A 24,523-nucleotide genomic window follows, 5' to 3' on the forward strand; every position below is an offset into this window, starting at 1 on the left:
TTTAAATAAACAATTTATTTTGTGTAAAAATTACGCAAACTTTATTTCGAAGTGAAAGCCTTTATTGATTAACTCATTATATTTCAATTTATTAAACTTAAAAAGCTTTGCCGGACGGCCCGTTTTTATTGGTGAAAATTTTTCTGTTTCTTCTAAAATACCATAGCTGAGTATTTTTTTTCTGAAGTTTCTGCGGTCTATTTCTTTTTCTAAAATCGTGCAGTAAAGATTTTCAAGATCTGAGAACAAGAATTCTTCGGGAAGTAAATCGAAACCAATTGGTTCGTATGTCAATTTGGCTTTAAGCCTTTCAATACCTTTTTCTAAAATCAAATTATGGTCGAATGCCAAAGGCGGAATCTCATCTATTTTAAACCATTGCACCCGTTCGGCGTCTGTATCGGCTTTAATCTCTAAGTTTGAAGCGTCTACCAAAGCATAATAAGCAACAGAAATCACACGGTTTCTCGAATCTCTATGAATGTCATCACCAAAAGTGTACAATTGTTCCATAAAAGTCAATTGCACATTGGTTTCTTCATGCAATTCGCGAATAACAGCATCACTCAAAGATTCATCATTCTGAACTAAACCTCCTGGCAATGCCCAATATTTATCTGCTGAGCCAAATTTCTGCTCAATCAAAAGTGCGTATAGTCCATTATTTTTATATCCAAAAACAATCGCATCTACAGCAATTCTAATATTTTGTAATTTTTCCATAATCCTCAATCCTATCAAACAAATATAACGAATGAGAGCCAACTTTATAATTCAATACAAAAGCTTAAATTATAAAATTGACTCTCATCAATATCTTTTAACTTTTCCTAGTTAACCGTAACAGTTCTTTTGGGAACAGAAGTACATTCTGCACCATCTTTTTTAATTGTAACTTCAGCTTTGGCTTCATATGTGCCAGCCGCTGCGTAAGTATGTGTTACTGCAGTGCCAGTTCCTGTAGATCCGTCACCAAATGTCCATTTTACAGAAACCAAAGTTCCTGTTCCTGTATACTCTGCCGAGTAGTTCATTAATTTCGGATTAGTAGCATCGGTTGAATTGTGTATTTTAACAAAAATTGCTTCAGATAAACAATCAACTATTACCTCATCATCGTGTTTACTACAAGAATTGCTCATAAATACAGCCGCAATTACAACCAAAACAGATACAATCTTTTTCATTTTCGAAAATTTTAGTGGTTTATATATCAAAATTAGTCTTTTAAGCTATACTAACAAATGATGGAAATCATAATCTATTTCCGAAAAATAATTTCAGTTCTTTCTCAATGATATCAAAAATTGATTTTATGTTATTATTTTTTGGAGCCAACAAATACACAAATTCTTCGGGAACATGAAAACTGTTCCAAACTAATTGCAGTTTGTTTTCTTTGATATAATGTCTTGCATTACAATTCCAAGTTGCTGCAATTCCCTCATTTTTAGCTAAAAGCCTAAGCATTTCAGATTCTGATGGAATAATGTAATTCGGAACCATCGACGGTCTTTTTTTATTAAAAGCGTGCAGCCAAAATAGTTTTATATGTGGAATGCGAGCGTCGTGGCTGTACCATTTTTGAGCATTAAGCCATTGTTCTATTTCATTATAATTATCTGCTTTCAATTTCTGGCGGAATTCTGTTATGTCCAAAGAAGTTGGAGCAACTAGAATCAATTTAATCTTCCCTACTATTTCGTAAGTAGTATCAAAAGTGTCAAATCTTTTTGTGGTAATAGCAAAGTCTAATTTTTTAGCATCTACTAAAGCAAAAAGCTCATCGTTTTCTGCAAAAGTAAAATCGATTAAATCGAACTTTGAAATTAAAAGATTTCCAATGCAGTCGAAAAGATGTTTTGAAACTCCAACAGAAATTAACCGGGTAGCATCTTCTGCCTTTGCGCGAAAGCCAGTTTCGACACTTTCCAGACGATCAAGCGCATCTATTATCAAATTATTCAGTAACTTAGCGTATTCGGTTGGCTCTACCCCTTTTGACTTCCGATTAAATAATTTATTTCCAACGTGCGCTTCAAGCATTGAAATCTGCTGACTTACGGCAGGCTGACTCATAAACAACTCTTTTGCAGCGATCGAAAAATTACCATTTTTATAAACCGCTTTAAATGTTCTGTACCATTCTAGATTTACCATGATATAATTTTATTTATAACAAACATAGTTTATTTTATTTTTACTGATATCACTTTCGACGTAAATTTGTTCAAAATTTAATATTTATGAAGAAAATAGCATTACTCGCAATAGTTGCATTTACAGCTTTAGGCACATCTGCTGAAGCTCAAAAATCAAATAAAAAAGGGATGAAAAAAGTATTATTTGTTGTAACCAGCAATGATAAACTGGGCAACACAGGAGAAAAAACAGGATTCTGGTCAGAAGAATTTGCTGCACCATATTATGAATTATTAGATCAAGGAGTTGATATTACCATTGCTTCTCCGCTTGGAGGCCAGCCGCCAATTGATCCAAAAAGTGCTGATCCAGCATCGGCAACTGAAGACACAAAACGTTTTGACGCCGATAAAGTTTTACAGGAAAAATTAAAAAATACTTTAAAACTTTCGACAGTAAACCAAAAAGATTACGATGCTGTTTTTTATCCAGGAGGTCACGGCCCGCTTTGGGACTTGGTCGAAGATAGAAACTCTATCGCATTAATCGAATCTTTTTATACTCACAATAAACCGGTAGCTTTTGTTTGTCACGCTCCCGCAGTTCTAAAAAACGTAAAAGTAAACGGCCAATATTTAGTAAAAGGTAAAAAAGTTACCGGATTTACAAATGCCGAAGAAGAAGCGGTTGGTTTAACTAAAGTAGTTCCGTTTTTATTGGAAGATGCTTTAGCATCAAATGGAGCCATTTTTTCTAAAGGAGAAAATTGGCAACCTTACGCTGTTGCTGATGGACTTTTGATTACAGGCCAAAACCCTGCATCGTCTAAATTGGTAGCTGCAAAATTATTACAAGAGTTGAAATAAAAGGGGCTAAGAGACTGAGATGCTAAGGTTCTAAGGTTTTTCTTAGTTGCTTAAAAGCTTAATCTCTTATTTCATTACTATTAAAAAATTAAACAAATAACAATTGCTAGGTTGCGGATAAGTTCAAAGAAAAAAACTCAGAACCTCAAAACCTTAGCATCTTAGAACCTAAAAAAAAATGCTAAACTTTGAATTATACAATCCGACAAACTTAGTTTTCGGAAAAGGACAAATTGAAAAACTTTCGACTTTAGTACCAAAAGGGGCAAAAATTCTTTTGGCTTATGGTGGCGGAAGTATATTTAAAAATGGTATTTACGATCAGGTAATTGCGAATCTAAAAGGTTTTGAAATCGTGGAATTTGGCGGAATCGAACCAAACCCAAGATTTGAAACTTTAATGAAAGCGGTTGATGTGATTAAAGCAGAAAAAATCGACTTTATTTTGGCTGTTGGTGGAGGATCTGTAATTGACGGTGTGAAATTTATTTCGGGCGCTGTTCATTTTGAAGGAAATCCGATTGACATTTTACAAAAACGTATTTTGATTAAAGAAAATGCAATGCCTTTTGGAACCGTTTTAACGCTTCCAGCAACGGGAAGCGAAATGAATTCTGGATACGTGGTAACAATTGAAGCTACTCAAGAAAAATTATCTTCTGGCGGAAGTGCTTTATTTCCACAATTTTCTATCTGTGATCCGACTGTAATTTCTTCTTTACCAAAAAGACAGATCGAAAACGGAGTTGTAGATGCCTACACGCACGTTATGGAACAATATTTAACGTATCCTACAGATTCCTTTCTTCAGGATCGAATTGCCGAAGGAATTTTACAAACGTTAATCGAAGTTGGACCTGGAGTGGTAAAAAACCCAACCGATTATACATTGGCTTCTAATTTTATGTGGAGCTGTACAATGGCTTTAAACGGATTAATCCAAAAGGGTGTTCCAAGCGATTGGGCAACACACATGATTGGTCACGAATTAACAGCTCTTTACGAAATAGACCACGCCAGAACATTGGCTGTTATTGGTCCGAATTTGTATAAAGTGATGTTTGAAACTAAAAAAGCAAAACTGGCGCAATACGGAAGAAGAATTTTCAACTTAACAGGTTCTGACGAAGAAGTAGCAAAAGAAGCCATCAACAAAACAGTGGAATTTTTCCATATAATGGGAATGGATACCAAACTTTCGCAATACACAAATGACTATTCTAAAACAGCCGATTTTATCGTAAATCGTTTCGACGAAAGAGGCTGGAAAGGTCTTGGCGAAAACCAACTGATAACTTTAGATAAGGTAAGATCTATTGTAGAGCTTAGTTACTAAAGTATAAATTCCAAATTTTAAAAAATCCAAATTCCAATCTTAGACTTATTGGAATTTGGATTTTTTTTTATTGGAATTTCATTAAAAAAGGCGTTCTTAACAAGTTTAGGAACGCCTTTTCAAAATACTAAAACAAAACTAACTAACTCAATTTTTTTTAAATTCATTAAAATTCTAATTTATAAATTGTTATAACGCACGCGAAATGCTTTTTATTGTTCGGCACTTAAAAAAATATTTTAGTCTTAAACTTCTTGAAAGTCATTGCAATTAAAGAGGTTTGCCAAATTTCTTAAAGCAGATTTTGCTTTATTAGCACATTATTAAGTACTTTTGTTTCAAATTAATAAAATAATGAGCGAAAAGTTAAAGTTTGCAGTAATTGGAGGAGGAAGTTGGGCAACGGCAATTGCCAAAATGCTATGTGTGAATCTTTCAGAAATTGCGTGGTATATGCGTAATGAATCTGCAATTGAACATCTTCAGAAATATAAACACAATCCTAATTATTTAAGTTCTGTTGAATTTGACACCAACAAACTTAAACTGACAAGCAATATAAACGAAGCAATAGAATATGCAGATTATATCATTTTTGCAATTCCGTCAGCTTTCTTAGATGCCGAATTAAAAAATATGACGGTTTCTCTAGCCGATAAAATTATTTTTTCTGCTATTAAAGGAATTGTTCCTGAAACGAGTTTAATTGTTGGCGAACATTTCCACATTCAATATGATATTCCATATTATAATATTGGAGTTATAACAGGTCCTTGTCACGCTGAAGAAGTAGCTTTAGAAAGACTTTCTTACCTAACAATTGCGTGTGGTGATCCTGATAAAGCTAAAATGGTAGCAAAATCACTTTCTGGAAATTATATTAAAGCCAAAATTTCAGACGATATTATCGGAACTGAATATGCTGCGATGCTGAAAAACATTTACTCTATTGCTGCCGGAATTGCTCATGGTTTAGGTTATGGCGACAACTTTCAGTCAGTTTTAATGAGTAATGCGATTCGCGAAATGAAGAAATTCATCAGAAAAGTGCATAAAATGAAACGTAACATTAACGATTCGGCTTATTTAGGCGATTTATTGGTGACAGGATATTCCGTTTTCTCTAGAAATAGAATGTTCGGGAACATGATTGGAAAAGGATATACTGTAAAAAGTGCCATGATGGAAATGAGCATGGTTGCCGAAGGTTACTACGCAACAAAAAGTGCTTATAAACTAAATCAAGGCTACGGAGCAAAAACACCAATTATAGATGCGGTTTATGCGGTTTTATACGAAGGAAAAGATGCCAAAACGGTTTTCAAGAAATTGACTGAGTCTTTGGATTAGATTTTTAGTAAAAAGAGACAAGAAGCAAGAGTAAAGACTTTTGTTTGAGATAAAAAAAGAGCCAAACTGAATTTTCAGTCTTGGCTCTTTCTTTTTTATTCTATTTAAATCTAGTCTTTTCTCTTGCTTCTTGCTTCTATAACTCTACTTCACCATAACCCCTTCAACAAACAAAATCGGCACTTCTTCCGTTTTGTTTTCGTCAAGCGAATTAGCCTTAAAAATAAACTTCTTATCGTACAAAGTATTTCCGATGAAGAAAGTTACCATAAACTCGTTATTAAGCGCTAAAAGGCTTTTTTCTACCAATTCTATCTTCACAACAGAAACCGAAGGAACCTCAACAAAAGCATGACGCAGAATTGATGTTTTTTTCATTTCTCCATCAATAGTTCCAAATGCTTTTGAAACTACCATTACGCTATCTAAGTTAAAATCACTATCATTCACTAAATAAGCGTACCATACTTTTTCCATAAAATCGTCGCTCCATTCCTGCACCGCTGCTAGAAACACGTTTTCAACTTCTGGAATTATTATATCTTTTTTCATATGAGTCAAAAGTTTTAAAGTCGAAAGTCGAAAGTCAAAAGCCATCACTCTGAGACTTTTGACTTTCGACTTTACAACTTTATGACTTAAATTAAATATTTGCTTTAAACTGCTCTAAGAAACGAACATCATTTTCGTAGAACATACGAATATCGCCAATTTGGTATAAAAGCATCGCAATACGCTCAACTCCCATTCCGAAAGCAAATCCGTTGTATTCATCTGGATTGATATCACAGTTTTTCAAAACGTTAGGATCTACCATTCCGCAACCTCCAATTTCCAACCAACCCGTTCCTTTTGTGATACGATAATCGGTTTCTGTTTTTAGTCCCCAATAAATATCAATTTCAGCACTTGGCTCTGTAAATGGGAAATATGACGGACGAAGACGAATCTTAGATTTTCCGAACATTTCTTTTGTGAAATAAAGTAACGTTTGTTTCAAATCAGCAAAAGAAACATCTTTGTCAATGTACAATCCTTCCACTTGATGGAAAATACAGTGCGAACGAGATGAAATAGCTTCGTTACGGAAAACGCGTCCTGGAGAAATCGTACGGATTGGCGGTTTATGATTTTCCATATAACGCACCTGAACAGATGATGTATGCGTACGCAACAACACATCAGGATTGGTCTGAATGAAAAATGTATCCTGCATATCGCGCGCTGGGTGATATTCTGGCAAGTTTAATGCGGTAAAGTTGTGCCAATCATCTTCGATTTCTGGTCCTTCAGAAACGTTAAATCCGATATTAGCAAAAATATCGATGATTTGATTTTTAACAATAGAAATTGGGTGGCGTGAACCAATAATTACGGGTTCTGCCGCACGCGTTAAATCACCAAAAACTCCTTTAGACTCTTCTTTGCTTTCAAGCTCTTCCTGAATAACTCTAACTTTTTCTTCAGCAACTGCTTTTAAAGTATTGATTACTTGTCCAAAATCTTTTTTCTGGTCGTTTGGAATATTTTTAAATTCAGTAAAAAGTTCTTTCAGCAAACCTTTACTTCCTAAATATTTAATACGGAATTGTTCTAACGATTCTTTATTTTTCTCATTAAAGGCTTTAGCTTCCTCTATGTGCTGTTTTATCTTATCTATCATTTTCCTTCGATAATTGAGAGTACAAATTTAGTGTTTTTAGTTGAAAGTGTGCGGTCTCAGTCGCAGTTTTAGGTTTTCTGTAAATTATTTTATCAGATTTAACTTTTCTTCAACTTGTTTAATCTTTACATGCCAATAATCTAAACCTTCCTGATTGGTTACGATCTCCTTTTTGTAATTAGGAGAAATACTGCTTAGTTTATGCCAGTTTTTATTTAAATCCCGTTCTTTTTCTTGTTTTGTCGTGGGTTCAATTCTGCTGCGCCAAAAGTTCATATTTTCCAGATATCTTTTTTTTATATCTTCAAAATACTCCACTAATTTTTCTTTTGAATTTGGGATATAACCAGGTCCGCTGCATCCGCAAGAGTGAAATGTAATGCCTACAGAAAACAAACTTTTAATATGTTCCCACTTTTTGACATCGTCTTTTTTAGGCGATTCGAAATCTAGTCCCATATTGCCCATAAACTCGCCACATTGCGGACATTTGGCTTCAAAAGCCGATGCTTCACCTTTTTTTATATCAAGCATCAATCTTCTTTTAAAAGTCTTTCGACAATTAAAACAAGCATAATGAGGCTTATAAGATGTCATTGCGTATCTGCACATTTTTTTAGTGGTCAGTGGTCAGGTTTTTATGTGGTCAGTATTCCGTTTACAGCGCTGAACACTTGGCAAACTGAATACTGAACACTTAAAAAAAATCTACTCAATAAGTTTTCTTTCTAAAAAATAACTCACAATAGCTTCTTTCATTAAAACCGATTGTTCACCAGCTTTTAACGGCGGTAAATTTTCTTTTACTTTGTAATGAGGCCAGCCTTCGTCGTCGAAATATTCGAATTCATAAAATCCGTATGGTTCTAACAATCGACAGATGGCAATGTGCATTAAATTCAGTTTTTCGTCTTTTTTATATTCACGGTGTACTTTTCCGTACTCCTGAACTCCGATTAGGTAAATTATGGCATCCAAATCTAAATCTTCGCCTTGCGAAAACTGATTGGAAAGTATATCAACGAGCTTTTCCCATCGCTCTTTTAATTGTGTATCTCTAGACATTTAATTTATGATTTTAGATTGTAGATTTTAGATTGCTGATTAAAAATCAATTCTGAAGGGGGCAGAATGCAATCTGAACTCTAAATTTGATTTGCAAAGATACAGAGTTCAAACTCAATGTACCTAAAAAAAATAAATACATCGAAAAACAGAACTGCAAAAACCTCTCAACCTTTGTCACTATGAACCTTTGAACCTAAAAAAAGATATATCTTTGCGCCTCATTAAATACAAAACCAAACATGAGTTTTTTTGATATTATTGTAGCCGCACTTTTAGGATACAGTTTGTACAAGGGCATTAAAAATGGACTTTTTGTAGAAGTTGCTTCTTTTATTTCTTTGCTATTAGGAATTTATCTTGCCATTAAATTTTCTTCGTTAATGACAGGATGGATTTCAAAACATGTTTCGTGGAATCCAACCAACATTCAGATTACGGCTTTTATCTTAACTTTTATTCTTGTTGTAATTGGTGTTTATTTTTTAGCCAAAATTTTAACTGGAATTGCCGATTTTGCCATGCTAGGCTGGATGAATAAACTTGGAGGTGGATTTTTCAGGATATTAAAAACGATTCTTATTCTAAGTATTTTTATTGCTTTGTTCGAAAAGATCAATTTCAATAATACTTTCGCTAAAAAGGAAACTTTAGATAATTATATTTTTTATAATCCAGTGAAAAAAGTTGCTGCTTTTGTGTATCCGTCAATTGAAAAGTGGTACGAAACTTTTAAAAAGGAACATTCGGAGAAACCAGAAAAAGAACAAACTACAAACAAAGAATAATTCATTTTGTCAGGCTGAGCGAAGTCGAAGCCTTTCGTTTACAAATAAATAAACCCGACAGGTTTTTGAAACCTGTCGGGTTTATTATTAGAAAACCTCAGCGAGGCGATATATTTATAGAAATTAGAACCGTCCGAATGTAAAGAGCTCCAGCGGAGCGAAATATTTGAATTGTAAATAATTTATATGTCGCTCCGCTGGAGCTTTATATTGTAACTATCTATTTTATTCTATAAATATTTCGCTTCTCCGAAGCTTACTTGTCGCGTTTAAATAATTTACTTTTTCTCTTTAATCCAAAGCTGCAGAATCTTTTTTTCTCCCTTTTTCAATTCAACTTCTCGCTTATTGTCACCATAAATCAAAGTTGTCTTCCCTCCAATTTTAGAAGAAATTATTATTTCCTGAACTATTTTATTGTTCCAATTCATTTCAATTTCAAATCCTCCCCTGGCACAAATACCACTTACAGAACCTTCTGACCAAGCATCTGGCAAAGCAGGAAGTAATCGAATTTCATTTTCATCTGACTGAACCAACATTTCTGCAACTGCGGCCGTACCTCCAAAATTACCATCAATTTGAAATGGCGGATGCGCATCAAATAAATTCGGATATGTTCCTCCTCCTCTTCTTGGTTTTTCTGTTTTCTTTCCGTCTGGATCCACGTAGCGAAGCAATTCACGATACATTTTATAAGCACGATTTCCGTCCCAAAGTCTTGCCCAAAGATTGATTCTCCAACCTTTTGACCAGCCTGTGGTTTCGTCTCCTTTTATTTCTAAAGTCTTTTTTGAAGCTTCTGCCAAATCTGGAGTTTTTAATGGTGTGATATGATCTCCAGGGAAAAGTCCGAATAAATGTGATTGATGGCGGTGTTTCGGTTCGTTATCGTCCCAATCAAAATACCATTCCTGAAGATTTCCTTTTTTACCAATTTGATACGGATACAATTTTGAAAGCGCTGTTTCTAGTTTTTTTCTGAAATCAGCATCAGTGGTCAGTACTGTTGAAGCTTTTATGGTTTTATCAAAACATTCGCGAATCATAGCTAAATCGGCAGTTCCGCCATAAAACGTGGCTCCAACAAAACCATCTGCCAGTTTATATTGATTTTCTGGCGAAGTAGAAGGTGACGTAATCAAGTTTCCATTTTTGTCGGTAACCAACCAGCCTAAACAAAATTCGGCCGCGCCTTTCATCAACGGATATCCTTCTTTTTTCAAATAGGATAAATCTTGTGTAAAAGTATAATGTTCCCAAATATGTGTGCTCAACCATGCTTGTGCCATTGGCCAACACGCCCACATAGGATCTTCTTTTCCAAACTGTCCAACCGGATTGGTCATTGCCCAAATATCTGAATTATGCGCTGCAGCCCAGCCTTTATCAACTCCGTAAAAAGTTTTGGCAGTGACTTTTCCTGTTACCGAAAGATTTTTAATAAAGCTCAAAAGTGACGAATGCATTTCGGAAAGATTGGTGTTTTCTGCCAGCCAGTAATTTTCTTCCAGATTGATATTCATCGTATAATTACTGCTCCAAGGCGGGTTCACATACGGGTTCCAAAGTCCCTGCAAATTGGCTGGAACGCCCAAAGTTCTTGATGAACTTATTAATAAATAACGCCCGAAATTGAAATATAGAATTTCGAGATTTTTATCTTCGCTTCCATCTGCGTAGCGTAATAAACGTTCATCCGTTGGTAAATCTGGAGCGGTTGTTCTTCCTAAATCTAAATTGACACGATTGAAGAATTTTTGATAATCGGTAATGTGAGATTCTTTTAGTTTATCGAATGCTTTTGAGTAGGCATTGTTCAGATTTTGTAAAGCAATTGAAACATCATCTAAACCTTCTGACGCTGGATTTTTGTCAAAACCATTAAAACTTGTTGCGACAGAAACGAAAATAATCGCCTCTGTTGCGTCTTTTAAGCTCAACGTTTCTCGAGAACTTGTAACCGTTCCGTCTGTTTTTTTGATTTGAACTAAACCTGTAAATCTTGTTCCTCTTTCTTTTAAGCTCAAATATTTTGGAGAAACATTATATCCTGTATTTTCATGAATTGGCGCAGAACCTCTTAATACCAAAATATTATTTCGCACTTCGACATTGGATTGTAAAAGACTTTTTAGATTAATATCGAAATTTAAAGCTCCTTTTTGATCGGCTGTCAATTTGATAATCATGACTTTATCTGGAGCCGATACGAAATATTCGCGTGTATATTTTATACCTGCCATTTCATAACTTACTTTTGAAATAGCGTTCGAAAGATCCAGTTCTCTATGATAATTTACTGCTTTTCCTTTCTCTGAATTATTGATTTCTAATGTTCCTAAAGGCGCATACGATTCGGAATTTTTTCCCTGAACTTTTTTGTTGAGTTCTTCTGCCAGTTTGTAGTTTTCGTTTTTTAATGCCTCACGAATTGCCGGAATATTTTTGTACGCTTCTGGGCTCATATTCGCATTTACGGGTTCGCCCGACCAAAGTGTAATATCATTCAAATAAATTTTATCTGAATTGGCTCCTCCAAAAACGGTTGCTCCCATTTTTCCGTTTCCTAAAACCAAGCTTTCTTCAAAGAATTCTGCAGGCTGTTTGTACCACAAAACATTTTTGGATTGCGCAGAAATGTTTGTATAATAAGATGTTAGAAGTAAAATGAGAAATGTTTTTATAAGGCTTGAATTCATTTTGCTACGTTTTAAATATTACCGATCAGATGTTCCTACAGAACATTTTTTATTATATCCATTTTGATCAACGGATTTCATCCGTTGCTACCGATGAAATGTTCCTAACGGAACATCATTCAATGTGTTTCTTTACTTTTCACTACGAACTACTTGCTCACTTTATATTTCTCATTCGCCGTTAGCATTTCCCAACTATCCGTTCTGAAAGGCGATGCAGGAAATTTTTCTTTATTGAAAAGATTAATTGCCGTATCGTCATCAGCCCAACCGTAATGAACTGCCACGGGATTTTGAACTTTATCGCTAGAAACGATTATTTTGTTGTCTTTTATTATCGCTTTTGCGGAATGAAAAACTTTGTCTGAACCTGCAATTTCGAAACCTTTTAATTCATCGTTATTTGGCGTTGACAATCCGCTGCCGATGTTATCGAAAGTAAGAATAATTTCGTTTCCTTTTATTGTTTGAGATTTATAAGTTGGTCCGCTGTGAACTTGTTTTTTGCCGTAAATGTTATTCATCGCAATCGCTGCCAGACGCAAACCAATGTCTTGTTTGTTTGTTGGATGAATGTCTTTTGCATTTCCAATATCAGTTGTAACAGCCATTCCTGTTTTTGGCAATTTTAAAGTTTCAGATTGTGCTTCGCGAAGTTCTGCCCAACGGCTTCCTTTTTGGCTGTTGCCTCCAAATTCATCAAAAGTGGATAATTGAACAAAATAGAATGGAAAATCTCCTTGTTTGAATTTACTTCTCCAATCGTTTATCATCAATGGAAATGACTTTTTGTATTCTGCCGCTCTCCAAACATTGGCTTCTCCCTGATACCATAAAACACCTTGCATCGCATAAGGCACTAACGGATTTACCATGGCATTGTACAATAATGAAGGATAACTATTTGGCGAAACTTCGATTCTTACTTTTACAACGTTGAATTTCCAAAGTCCTTCAAGCAGTACATTTGAATCTTTAAAATCGATTTTTAAATCTGCTGGATCGCCATAGATTCCGCCACCGCCACTGTAATCTGTAATTCTTACTGCGATTATATTTGTTCCTTCTTTTAAGACATTTGCCGGAATTTTGTAAACTCTTTTGGCATCCCAAAGATTGTTTGTTCCAACTTCAACTCCGTTTACATACGTTTTGTCTTCGTCATCGACTTTTGCTAAATGTAAAACAGCTTCCTTTTTGGCTTGTTCTGCGGTTAAAACAATCGTTTTTCGCATCCAGACAATTCCGTCGATATTGCCAATCTGCTGGTTTTCCCAAAGTGATGGCACTTTTATTTCTGGCCAGTTTTTATCCTGAAAGTTTAGATTTTTAAACTGATCTTCGTTTTCCATCGAAACATCAAAACCTTGCACTTTTTTAAGATTGTCTAAAACCGACTTTTTATACGTTTCAAAAATAGCATTGATATCTACCGTTGGAACATCGCCAATCATAGCTTTAAAATCAGGATTATTTTCGAAAGCTTCACGACTTGTCCAAGTCTCCACATTGGTTCCGCCCCAAGAAGTATTGATAATTCCGATTGGGATTTTTAATTCTGAATACAGTTTTCTAGCAAAATAATATCCGACCGCTGTAAAGTTGCCTACATTTTCTTTGTTGGCTACTTCCCATTTTCCTTGCTTTAAATCGTCTTTTGGAGTTCCGCTTAAATCTTGTGCAACACCAAAATGACGAATCATTGGATAATCTGCACTGCTGATTTCTTTTTCAGAATTCATGGTTTTGAAAACCTGAAATTCCATATTCGATTGTCCACTGCAAATCCAAACTTCTCCAACCAAAACATTTTTGATTGTGATTGTATTTTTTCCGATAATAATTAATTCGAATGGTCCGCCAGCTTTTTCAGCATTCAAATTTACCGACCATTTTCCGTTTTTATCGGCTATTGTTTTCTTGATTTGTTTGTTGAAATGAACTTCTACACTTTCATTTGCCTCCGCAAAACCCCAAATCGGAATTTGCTTGTCTCTTTGGAGTACCATTCCGTCAGAGAATATTAAAGGCATTCTCACATTAGCATTAGCTAAAACACTAATTAACAGAAAAATAAACATTACACTCTTTTTCATTTTTTCAATTTAAATATTTTTTTAATCATATAAGTGATATAAGTTATTTTAAGTATTTACCTATAATTGCGCTTAAGTTTATTTATATCACTTATAGAGTTTAACCACATTTTTTTATTTTAATCCGTCTATTAAAGCGTTTAAAGCTTGTGTATCGAAGACGGTATTATTGCTTCTATTCATGATTCCGAAACCGTTGTCTCCTAAACTTCCTTCGTCCCAATAAAAAGGCAATAATCCGTTTGCTTTTGCTGTTTTTACCACCGTTTTTAAATAATACGCTCTTGAATTTAAATGTAAAGTCAAAGCATCTCCAGTTAAAGTTGTTCTGCGAATTGCACCAAATTCTCCCAATAGAACTGGAATTCCTTTGTCTACAAATTGGGTTTTCATCAATTTGAAATTCTTTTCTAAATCGGCTTCTTCTCCCCAAGTTGCATTTCGTTCTGTATCGGTTGTAGAATGAAATCCTGATCCCCAATAATAGAACATTTTGCCCCAAGTTTCGTCTTTGGTTAAACCAGCAAAATTCCATGGAGAATAGTAATGCACTTCAACCATCATTCTGCCTGTAACTTTATCTACTGGCAATGTAGTCATTAATTTGTTTGTTTTTTCGATGTCTGTTGTTGGACCTTGCACGACTAAAACACGCGTAGCATTTTTGCCTCCTGTAGAACGAACCGCATCAATAAACGTTTGGTGATACGAAGTCAAAACTGCCATTTGTGTTGCATCTTCAACAGCTGGTTCATTGGCACTTGCAAAAAATAAATGCTCGTCGAAACCTCTTAAATGTGTTGCGATTTGTTCCCAAAACGCTTTCTGTTTGGCATTGTTTTCTACTTTTTTAGCTTCGGTAATATTATTTTCCAGCCAGCCACCATCCCAGTGAATGTTTACTACAACATACATATCGTTATCAACACAATATTGCACGACTTCTTTCACTCGGTTTAACCAATCAGTTTTGATTTTTGCTGTTGCAGCATTTTCTAAATTCTGATTCCAAGAACACGGAATTCTTACCGCATTGAAACCATTTGCTTTTACGGCATCAATTAAGGCTTTAGTCACTTTTGGATTTCCCCAGGCCGTTTCGCCTCCAGTTGCTTCTAACGTATTTCCGATATTCCAGCCTAATTTAATTTTTGCTGCCAATTCAACCGCAGAACTTCCCATTCCTGACGCATCAGCTGCAATTGGGTTGGTATTGTAACTTGGATATAAACCTGTCGCAACTGTTGCAGCAGTCTGCGAAACTGCTATTGTAACTGTTTTTGCCTCATTTGAACTTAAAGTGACTGAAGCTGTTCTAGCAGCATTTTCTGTATTTGCTGAAGCTGTTACTCTAACAATAACACTTCCTTTTACTCCTGTTGTCTGACTCAATTTTACCCAGTTTGCAGAACTGGCCAAAGTCCAGCTTGAAGCTTCTGAATTAATAGTGATATCCGAAGTGTTTTCTTTGCTGTCAAAATCAATTTTGGCTGTGCTTGCTGTTAATGATTTTATCGTATTTTCTGGAGTAGTTTCTTTATCTGAACTGCAAGCTAAAACGCCTAAAAATGCAAAACATAAAATAAAGCTCAAGCAGTAATCTTTAATTGTTTTTTTCATTTGGTTTGGTTTAAGTTAAGTGTAAGTTTTTAAAATCAACGCCAGCTTTTAATGGGCTGGCGTTGATAGTTTGGTTATTTTATAGCAATAACAAGTTTTATTTAATTGTTACATCAATTTTGAATTTTAAATCTCTTGAAGAGTTTCCTATATTCAAAATATATTTTCCTGGTTCAACTGTCCATTTTTTTGCAGTAACATCATAATATGCCAATTCTTTTACTGGAACTTTAATGGTTACATTTTCTGAACCTCCAGCTTTAACAGCAACTTTTTTGAAACCTTTTAATTCTTGTGCTGCACGCGTAATTTTAGAATCAGATTTTGAAGCATATAATTGTACTACTTCTTTACCATCAACATTCCCGACATTTTTAACCTCTAAAGAAACTTCAATCACATCTGTTAAAGCATAATCTGTTTTATTAGTTTTTGGATTTCCAAAAGCGAAATTAGTATATGATAATCCGTAACCAAAAGGATATAATGGCGCTACGTTTTTAGTGTCAAACCAACGATATCCAATTAAGATTCCTTCCGCATAATTAACCGTTTTGTCTCCAGGAAAACTGTTTGTAGCATGTGCAGGAGAATCTTTTAAAGCTACTGGCATTGTCCAAGGTAATTTTCCTGACGGATTTACTTTTCCTAAAATAACATCAGCCAAAGCATTTCCGCCTTCAGAACCGTTGAACCAGCTCCAAACTAAAGCAGAAGATTTTTTGCTCACTTCATTAATATCAAAAGGAGCACCAGCCACCATTACAACGATTGTTTTTGGGTTAGCTTCTATTACTTTTTTGATTAATTCTTCTTGTCCGAAAGGCAAATGTAAATCTCTTCTGTCCGAAGCTTCTGTTTCGTAATCACGATTTGAACCCGCAAAAACAATTGCTACATCTGAGTTTTTAGCTGCATCAACTGCTTCCTGAACTTTTGCTGGATCTAATTGGTCAATTGTAACAGGACCATTAGCCGTAATATTTCCTAAGTTTCCTCTGTTCTTTTTATCGTAACGCTCTAAATATCCTTCCGCATAATTAATTTTAATTGATGAAGGCAATCTGTTTTTAAGACCTTCAAGAGGCGTAACTTCTCTTTTCGTTTTCACTCCAGCTCCAAATCCGCCAAGAGCGTTTTTCTTAGTTGCATTGTTTCCAATTACAGCGATAGATTTTACCCCATCAAGTTTTAAAGGCAATGCATTGTTTTCGTTTTTCAACAATACAATCGCTTCAGCTGCAATTTTGTAAGCGTCTTGATAATGTGCTTCGGTTGCAATGCTTCCTTTTGCACGCTCGCCACCGCCCATTGCTTTCACTTGGAATAAAACTCTTAAAATACGTTTTACATGTAGATCAATTTCTTTTTCTGAAACTTCTCCAGATTTAACTGCGGCGATTAATTTATCGGCTAAGAAAAATTCATTGAAAGGTTTTGGAGTTCCCATTTCAATATCTAAACCATTTTTCAAAGATTTTGCTGTAGAATGAACCGCAGCCCAATCTGAAACTACAATTCCTTTAAATCCCCACTCGTCACGAAGGATTTTATTTAGCATATAATCATTCTCACATAAATATTCGCCTCTAAATTTATTGTAAGCACCCATTATACTGTAGGCTTTTGCTTCTTTTACCGAAGCTTCAAAAGCTGGAAGATAAATTTCGCGAAGTGTACGCTCGTCAATTTGTACATCTACAAAATCGCGATTTGTTTCCTGATTGTTTGCTGCAAAGTGTTTTACACACGCCATTACATCTTTTTCTTGTAAACCAACAATCAAAGGCACGGCAATTTTTTTGTTTAAGAACGGATCTTCAGACATGTATTCGTATGTTCTTCCTCCAAGCGGTGTTCTCACCATATTGATCGCTGGCGAAAGCAACATGTCTTTGTCTCTTGCACGTAATTCTTCTCCTAAACTGGTTCCGAAAGTATGCGACATTTCTGCATTCCAAGTTGCTGCCAAAGCGCCTCCTGCTGGGTAGTAAGTAGCAAAATCGTTTGTCCATCCTGCTGGAGCCCAATTGTCTCTTGAAATTTCTTCACGAACTCCCAACGGACCATCGGCCATTTTTAATTCTGGAATTCCAAGACGTTTTACGCCTGCATTGGCAAACATACTGTTCCCGTGAAGCATTCCGATTTTTTCTTCTAATGTCATTTGCGAAATCAGTTTATCGATTTCTGCATCATGATCTGTACTTATTTCTTTTCCAACATATTCTTCGGTCTGCTCCGAATTTGAAGCTGTAGTCTGTGCATCATTTTTACATGAAGTAAAAAATGCAAAAACTAGAGCTGATGAAAGGAATATCATTTTGTTTTTCATAGATAGTTAGGTGTTTTTTGATTTAAAGATTTCTGATTCCTCACGCATCATCTTCAAATACCGTTAATACTATTTTTATGTTTGTGGTTTTCTCTCTATTATTGTTTAATTAAATTCAGCATTACAACATCATTTTCGTTGATTTTAAATTCTCTGCTGAAAGTTCCTTTTCCGTCAATTGTAATTTTTTCTGTGGAAATCGGAGCGCCATTATTTTTTTCTTTTATGGAATTGACTTGCTCACGTGTTAACTGACTTGGTTTATTCATTGCTAAATAGTCCGCGTAAGCGTCATTTACTTTGTAACCCACTTTATAAATTTCTAAAAGATATTTTCCTTTCTGCATTCCATCCACTTCGATTCTCACTTTCCCTTTTTCTTTTGATGGAAGATCTTTTATGTAATACGTTTGATTCAATTCTTTATCACCGGGATGCGTATTGGTAAAATCCCACAATAAAACCTGAACATCACCTTTTGCATTTTTGGAAGTCCAAGAAGCTTTATCGGAGTTTTGAAGTTCTGTTTCTCCTAGTTTATTCAATAAATAATAAGAGAAATAAGCTGGTTTTTTAATTCCCTGCGTATTCAATAATCCGAAACCGCCATGAAAAGGCGTAAATCTTGGTCCCGCTTCTTCAAAAATATCCGTAAAAACCCAATATGACATCGAGTTTGCCGCGTTTCCAACTTGTTTTAATTTCTGCAAAATATAAGCTGCAGAATGATAACTGTCGTGAATTGGATCTGCCGGCGTATAAGACGTACTCCACTCCGTATAATGCAATTCCAGATTTGGTTTAGCCGATTCTGCAATTAATTTTCTTGAATTGATAATTTCACCGCTAACACTCCATTCATCTTGATTTAAAATCGTTCCCGAAGTTCCAAATTCATCCAAATAGCCATGTTTCACTCCATAAGTATGCGTCGAAACAAAATCCATCGGAACATTATTCTTCGCGCAAAAATCAATAGTTTCAGCAACCCAAGCAGAACCTGCTGTTGCTGGTCCACCAACTTTATAAGCTGCATTTACCGCTTTTACACCGCGGGCTGCATAATCGTATAATTTATAATATTCTTGCTGTGTGCTGCTCCAAAAACCTGGTGATAAATTCGGTTCGTTCCAAACTTCAAAATACCAAGTTTTTACTTCTTCGTCTCCGTAACGGTCTTTAAAATGCTGCGTTAAATTTCGAACTAAATCTTCCCATTTTTTATAGTCTTTTGGAGGAGTAACATTTCCTTTCCACCAAAAAATAGTTTCTTTTCCGCTTGCTAATGCATTCGGCATAAAACCTAGTTCTACAAACGGTTTCATTTTCAGACTTACAATATAATCAAACAAAACATCTACATATTGGTAATTATATTCTGGATTCCCTTTTTCGTCTTCACGATAAACGGCCATATCATCAGACAATAAACCATGAAAACGGATGTATTTAAAGTCGCATTCTTTTTTTACCAATGCCAATTGCTGCTGCCAATCGGCACGAAGACCTTCATTTGCTCTTCCGGCTCCGATGCATTCTTTGAACATGGTGTTTAGTTTTCCTGCTTCTTTCTTATAATCGGCTTTTATGATTCGATTTTCAGCATTATTGTTTTGTCCAATGATTTGGATTGAATGAATTAAAACGAGTGCTACTAAAATTCTTTTCATCTGAAAATGGTTTTATTTTTTTTTGCCACAGATTAAAAGGATTCTAAAGGATTTTTCTCTTTTTTCTCTCGCAGATTTGGCTGATTTAAAAATTTAAAAAAATCTGCATGATCTGCTAAATCTGCGAGAGTAATAATCCTTTTAATTCGTGTAATCTGTGGCTAAATATTTTATTTTCTAACTACATGTTAGACGCACTGCAGTGCGTCTCTACAGAGAATCTTTGTGGATTATAATTTCTTAAATCTCACAGCTCCACCTCCAGCTCCGCCTAATTTCAATTGTAATTTATCTGAAGCTTTTACAGTTTTCTTAGAGATTGCTACCGCTTCTGGATTGTGTGTTTGATCTGTTCCTTCTGCATCAACATAAATCTGTGCTTCATAAGTTGTATTTGGATCTAAGAATGATAATGAAACTTCTACATTTCTTGGTTTCTCATTTGTCAAAGTTCCTAGATACCAGTCGGCGCTGTTTCTGTCTTTTCTTGCTGTTGTAATGTATTCACCAATTTTTCCTTCTAAGATTTTAGTGTCTTCCCAATCTGTTGGAACATCTTTTAAGAATTGTAAAGCTGGTTTTCCTTCGTAATTTTCTGGAAGATCTGCCAACATTTGAATTGGTGCATAAATCGTTACATACAATGCCAATTGCTGACCAACTGTTCCCTGAATTCTTTTTCCTGGATAACCTTGTTTTACCTCAACATCAAAAATTCCAGGCGTGAAATCCATTGGTCCAGAAAGTAATCTTGTAAACGGAATAATCGTTAAATGATTTGGCGGATTTCCTTCGCTCCATGCGTTATATTCTTGACCACGAGCTGCTTCTCTCGAAACCATGTTTGGATAAGTTCTGCGTTCTCCTGTATCTTTAATCGATTCATGATATAAAACCGCTAAATCGTATTGTGCTGCTTTTTCTAAAATATATCTGAAATAATTTACTCCAAATTGTCCGAAGTGCATCTGTTTCATATTCAATTTAGAACCTACATGACCAATTTTCACCGTATGAATTCCTAGTTTTTTGTATAAAGCAAAAGCTTCGTCAACTTGTTTTAAATAGTTAATTAAGTTCGAACCAGTTTCATGATAACCAATTAACTCTACATTATGTTTCTTTCCGTATTCAACTACTTTTTCTAAATCGAAATTGTCTGCGTTTTTTGTGAAGCTAAACATGTGCATACGGTTTTCGTACCAACCTGGCGTCCAACCTTTATTCCATCCTTCAATCAATAAATGATGGAACCCTTCTTTTGCTGTAAAATCAATATATTCTTCAGCGTGTTTGGTTGTTGCACCTTGTTTGTCGCTTTCCCAGAAAGTATATTTTCCGATATGCATTCCCCACCAAATTCCTAAATATTTATATGGTTTAAAATAAGAATTTGTGTTCTTTAGTTTGTTTGGTTCGTTTAGGTTTAAAACCAAATAAGAAGTAATCAATTCTCCTGGATTTTCTCCAATTTGAAGTGTTCTCCAAGAAGAAGTAAATGAATCTTTTACACGAACTTTTACTCCATCGGCCCACGGCACTAAATCAGATTTTAATTCTGTTCCTTTAGTATTAACCAAAGTCATACTTGCGAAATCATACAAGTTTGCTTCGTGAAAACTTAAAGCTAAACCGCTTTTGCTTTCAATTGTTAATGGAGTTAAAACCGTATCCAACGTACTCACTGGCGCATCCTTGAAAAGATACTCATCACGATTTTCTCTGTTTGCCGGAATCCACCACGCTTTTCCATCTTCTTTAAGATTGAAAGTTGTTTTTTCATCCATGATGAAAATACTGTCTTTTACATTTTGTTTCGGATACATATATCTAAAAGCTACTCCGTCATCAAACGCGCGAAACTGAATTTGTAATTTTCTTTTATTGCCTGTTTTCTGCTGTAAATCAACAACTAATTGATTGTAGTGATTTCTGATGTTTTTCTTTTCTCCCCAAACTTGTTCCCAAGTTTCATCAAACGTAGAGGTTTTTGCTCCTTTTATTTCAAAATTTGAACTTAAGTCTTCGTTTCCTTTCAATACAAATCCCATATCAGACGGAGAAATTACTTCAGTCTTTCCGTGAGAAACGGCATATTTTGGAGCATTTTTTACCAGCTCAAATTTGATTGTATTCTTTCCGTTTGGCGATGCCAATTCGTAAGCGTTTTTCGTTTTTTGACTGTAGCCTATTGTTATTGAAAACAATACGGCTGGGAGAACTAGATAGTTTTTCATGTTTTTTGGTATTATATTCTTTTTGCCACAGATTAAAAGGATTGAAAGGATTTTTTCTTTTTTATTTTCTCTCGCAGATTTGGCAGATTGAGCTGATTTTAAATATTAAAAAAAATCTGCATGATCTGCTAAATCTGCGAGAGTACTAATCTGTGTAATCTGTGGCTATATTCTTTTTCGCCACGAATTACACAAATTAACACCAATTCAATTCGTGGAAATTCGTGCAATTAGTGGCAAACTATTTTTTTATTTTGCCCACTCGGTTTTAAAAGTGGTTTTTCCGTTTAATGGATTTGCTGCTACATCGAAATTGTTTCCGCTTTTGTTCACTTTTATTTCTTGTACCACATCTCCTTCTGGTAAAAACACTTTAGCTGTAGCCGAAATGGTTTTGTCGCTTGCGTAAACTTTTAATGTCAATTTGCTCCAATCCATATCTTTTGTAGACTGCGCTAAACCAATGTGTGGAATTGCAGTTCCATCTTTTACCAAAACTATAATTGGCACTTCGCCAGCTTTGATTTTATGCCAGCCCGATTGGTACACTTTTTTAGTTTGGTAATCGATCCAAGTTCCTTCTGGAAGATAAACATCTCTTTCTTCAACCTCTTCAAAAAGCGGTGCAACCAACATACTTGAACCAAATAAATATTGATTATCCACTAACCAAGCTCCTGGATCGTTTGGATATTCGACAAAAAGAGCACGCATCATTGGCAATCCTTTTTGAGAACTTTCTTTTGCTTGAGCGTAGATATATGGCATTAATTCGTAACGCATATTATCTGCTTTTCTAAATCCTTCTAAGAATTCTTTGCTGTATAACCAAGGTTCGCGAGGCGGTTCTCCGTGACTTCTTACGTGCGAAGTAAACATTCCGAATGGCGTCCATCTTCTGTAAATATTCTCTGGAGATTTTGTTGCGAAACCTCCAACATCGTGACTCCAAAAACTGAATCCGCTTAATCCTAATGAAAGTCCGCCGCGTAATTCTGCTGACATTGCTCCGTTTGAAGTTTCAGAATCTCCTCCCCAATGCAAAGGATAGCGCTGAGATCCTGCCCATGTACTTCTTGCCCAGATTAAAGTGTATCCTTTCTCTTTTTGAGTAATTTCTGCTACTGCTTTGTTGTAACGTAATGGATATAAATTATGCTCGTAAAAACCTGTTCTTCCCGAATGGTAAATTCCGTCTGGCGGAGCAGCTTCTCCAAAATCTACTTTGAAAACTGCAACACCTTCATCAAATAACTTTTTCAATTTTCCTTGATACCATGTTACTGTTTCCGGATTTGAAAAATCTAAAACAGCATCTTCGTACGGAAGATTTCCTTTTCTGTCTCTTACTGCCAAGTTTTTATCCATGATTTCCGGAAACAAAGTATTCTTTGGCGTGAAATAAGGCAACTGCCAAAGACAAACCTGAAAACCGTCTTTCTTTAAATCAGACATCATTTTTGTGGCATCTGGGAAACGAGATTTTGCAAACTCGTAGTTATTTCTCCAATCTACATCAAACCAACCGGTATCAAAGTGAATTACGTCTGTTGGGATTTTATATTTACGCAAATCTCTTGCTACTTCTCTTCCTTCTTTTTCAGAGAAATAAGTGATTCTACTCATCCAGAAACCGAACGACCAAAGTGGTGGCATAGCTGCTTTTCCAGTCAGATTCGTGTATTGGTCTAAGATGTCTTTTGGTTCTCCGATAAAGAAAAACAAATCGGCTTCGTCGTCTCCAATATACATTTCGTTGGCACTTGAAAAGTATTTTCCAAAGTCAACTGTAATTGGTGTAGAATGGTGCATGAAAACTCCATAACCACGGCTGCTCATGTAAAACGGAATTGGTTTGTACATTGTTTCATTTTGGATTCCGTTAGCATCATCCGTCCATAAAACTACTTTTTGACCGCGTTTGTTGAATTGTGTGAATGATTCACCGCAACCAAATATTTTTTCGTCTGGTTCTAAACTGAAAGCCGCGCCCATACTTCTTGAATAATCGCTGTTTCTGCGAACATAAGAAAATGGAAGTGTTGGCGTGTATGTGTTTTTAAAATCTGTATCGTGAAGCGTACTTGTCAGCAATTTTCCTTTTTCATCATAGATTTTTACGTGCCACGGTTTCGTTAAGATTTCAACTCTTCCGTGTTTGCTTGTATAACTATGACCTCCTTCGATTTTAGCATATTTCCATAATTCAGGATGATTTGGCGCAACGCCGTCAACCAACATTAAAGATTCCTTTTGCGGGTGAAATTGCGGCCCAGAAGTTGTTTTAATTCTAACTGTTCTATCTGAAACAAACTGAATTTCGAATGGCAAAACAGGAGATTCTGCATATTCTGTTGTTGGAAATTCGTTTGCTTTTTCAACATCTGGTTTCATCATCATGTTGTTGAAAGCCTGACGTGTTTTATAATTGTATCTCAAATATTTGATGGTTCCTTTTCCTGTTGCAGGATCAAAAGAAGCTAGTTCGTCTGCAAAATAAAACGTATTCAGATAGTTCTGAAAATCTTTACTGATATCTATTGGAGCATTTAATACATCTGCATTTTGAATTTGGGCATTAGCATTTGGAATTGCCAAAAATCCAAACATAAAAGCAGAAAACAATGCGGTTAATTTTGAGTTTTTCATTGGT

At 35.3% G+C, this 24,523-nt stretch carries 18 protein-coding genes; 4 read left to right on the top strand and 14 right to left on the bottom strand.

Annotation, left to right across the window (positions count from 1 at the left end; translation table 11 throughout):
- Nucleotides 1–30: 30 nt before the first annotated feature.
- From AC5ZCW_RS03615 to AC5ZCW_RS03625, 3 genes are all read right to left on the bottom strand, one after another.
- Nucleotides 31–723, bottom strand: coding sequence for an NUDIX hydrolase (locus tag AC5ZCW_RS03615; protein WP_177211730.1), 693 nt, complete (start codon nt 721–723; stop codon nt 31–33).
- A gap of 107 nt (nt 724–830) precedes the next feature.
- Nucleotides 831–1,187, bottom strand: a complete 357-nt coding sequence (locus AC5ZCW_RS03620; RefSeq protein ID WP_496117990.1) for a PKD domain-containing protein — start codon at nt 1,185–1,187, stop codon at nt 831–833.
- Between the two features lie 67 nt (nt 1,188–1,254).
- Nucleotides 1,255–2,160 (bottom strand): LysR family transcriptional regulator, encoded by a 906-nt coding sequence (locus tag AC5ZCW_RS03625; RefSeq protein ID WP_496117992.1) that lies wholly within the window; start codon nt 2,158–2,160, stop codon nt 1,255–1,257.
- 86 nt (nt 2,161–2,246) lie between these two features.
- Here AC5ZCW_RS03625 and AC5ZCW_RS03630 point away from each other — a divergent pair, with 86 nt between their 5' ends.
- The 3 genes from AC5ZCW_RS03630 to AC5ZCW_RS03640 all read left to right on the top strand — a co-directional run bounded on the left by AC5ZCW_RS03630 (nt 2,247) and on the right by AC5ZCW_RS03640 (nt 5,694).
- Nucleotides 2,247–3,008, top strand: coding sequence for a type 1 glutamine amidotransferase domain-containing protein (locus AC5ZCW_RS03630; protein ID WP_343541008.1), 762 nt, complete (start codon nt 2,247–2,249; stop codon nt 3,006–3,008).
- A gap of 178 nt (nt 3,009–3,186) precedes the next feature.
- Nucleotides 3,187–4,344: an iron-containing alcohol dehydrogenase gene (locus tag AC5ZCW_RS03635; protein ID WP_496117994.1), complete on the top strand. Its 1,158-nt coding sequence runs from the start codon at nt 3,187–3,189 to the stop codon at nt 4,342–4,344.
- A 354-nt stretch (nt 4,345–4,698) separates the two neighbouring features.
- A complete protein-coding gene (locus tag AC5ZCW_RS03640) occupies nt 4,699–5,694 on the top strand; it encodes an NAD(P)H-dependent glycerol-3-phosphate dehydrogenase (protein ID WP_281634176.1) in 996 nt (331 codons plus the stop codon).
- A gap of 144 nt (nt 5,695–5,838) precedes the next feature.
- Here the strand turns inward: AC5ZCW_RS03640 and AC5ZCW_RS03645 are convergent, their stop codons facing one another.
- From AC5ZCW_RS03645 to AC5ZCW_RS03660, 4 genes are all read right to left on the bottom strand, one after another.
- Nucleotides 5,839–6,246, bottom strand: a complete 408-nt coding sequence (locus tag AC5ZCW_RS03645; RefSeq protein WP_012022855.1) for a hypothetical protein — start codon at nt 6,244–6,246, stop codon at nt 5,839–5,841.
- Nucleotides 6,247–6,337: 91 nt separating this feature from the next.
- Complete coding sequence (gene pheS, locus AC5ZCW_RS03650) at nt 6,338–7,357, bottom strand: phenylalanine--tRNA ligase subunit alpha (protein ID WP_281634177.1); 1,020 nt, start codon at nt 7,355–7,357, stop codon at nt 6,338–6,340.
- 84 nt (nt 7,358–7,441) lie between these two features.
- The gene (locus AC5ZCW_RS03655; RefSeq protein ID WP_496117997.1) at nt 7,442–7,891 is read right to left on the bottom strand and encodes a hypothetical protein; all 450 of its coding nucleotides are present in this window, start codon (nt 7,889–7,891) and stop codon (nt 7,442–7,444) included.
- 174 nt (nt 7,892–8,065) lie between these two features.
- Complete coding sequence (locus AC5ZCW_RS03660) at nt 8,066–8,422, bottom strand: hypothetical protein (RefSeq protein ID WP_111377556.1); 357 nt, start codon at nt 8,420–8,422, stop codon at nt 8,066–8,068.
- A 242-nt stretch (nt 8,423–8,664) separates the two neighbouring features.
- On the opposite strand from AC5ZCW_RS03660, the gene AC5ZCW_RS03665 reads away from it, so the two are divergent.
- Complete coding sequence (locus tag AC5ZCW_RS03665) at nt 8,665–9,210, top strand: CvpA family protein (RefSeq protein ID WP_496117999.1); 546 nt, start codon at nt 8,665–8,667, stop codon at nt 9,208–9,210.
- A gap of 278 nt (nt 9,211–9,488) precedes the next feature.
- Here AC5ZCW_RS03665 and AC5ZCW_RS03670 read toward each other — a convergent pair whose 3' ends face one another.
- From AC5ZCW_RS03670 to AC5ZCW_RS03700, 7 genes are all read right to left on the bottom strand, one after another.
- On the bottom strand, nt 9,489–11,912 hold the full coding sequence (locus AC5ZCW_RS03670) for a glycoside hydrolase family 95 protein (protein WP_496118001.1): 2,424 nt from the start codon (nt 11,910–11,912) through the stop codon (nt 9,489–9,491).
- A gap of 149 nt (nt 11,913–12,061) precedes the next feature.
- Nucleotides 12,062–14,008 (bottom strand): sialate O-acetylesterase, encoded by a 1,947-nt coding sequence (locus tag AC5ZCW_RS03675; protein ID WP_496118003.1) that lies wholly within the window; start codon nt 14,006–14,008, stop codon nt 12,062–12,064.
- Between the two features lie 114 nt (nt 14,009–14,122).
- The gene (locus AC5ZCW_RS03680; RefSeq protein WP_496118005.1) at nt 14,123–15,628 is read right to left on the bottom strand and encodes a cellulase family glycosylhydrolase; all 1,506 of its coding nucleotides are present in this window, start codon (nt 15,626–15,628) and stop codon (nt 14,123–14,125) included.
- Between the two features lie 97 nt (nt 15,629–15,725).
- On the bottom strand, nt 15,726–17,963 hold the full coding sequence (locus AC5ZCW_RS03685; RefSeq protein ID WP_496118007.1) for a glycoside hydrolase family 3 C-terminal domain-containing protein: 2,238 nt from the start codon (nt 17,961–17,963) through the stop codon (nt 15,726–15,728).
- A 98-nt stretch (nt 17,964–18,061) separates the two neighbouring features.
- Nucleotides 18,062–19,633, bottom strand: a complete 1,572-nt coding sequence (locus AC5ZCW_RS03690; RefSeq protein ID WP_496118009.1) for a GH39 family glycosyl hydrolase — start codon at nt 19,631–19,633, stop codon at nt 18,062–18,064.
- Between the two features lie 230 nt (nt 19,634–19,863).
- Nucleotides 19,864–21,870, bottom strand: a complete 2,007-nt coding sequence (locus AC5ZCW_RS03695; RefSeq protein WP_496118011.1) for a glycoside hydrolase family 97 protein — start codon at nt 21,868–21,870, stop codon at nt 19,864–19,866.
- Between the two features lie 249 nt (nt 21,871–22,119).
- Nucleotides 22,120–24,519: a glycoside hydrolase family 31 protein gene (locus AC5ZCW_RS03700; protein WP_496118013.1), complete on the bottom strand. Its 2,400-nt coding sequence runs from the start codon at nt 24,517–24,519 to the stop codon at nt 22,120–22,122.
- Nucleotides 24,520–24,523: the final 4 nt, after the last annotated feature.

The sequence above is a fragment of the Flavobacterium sp. PLA-DH12 genome, assembly GCF_059511845.1.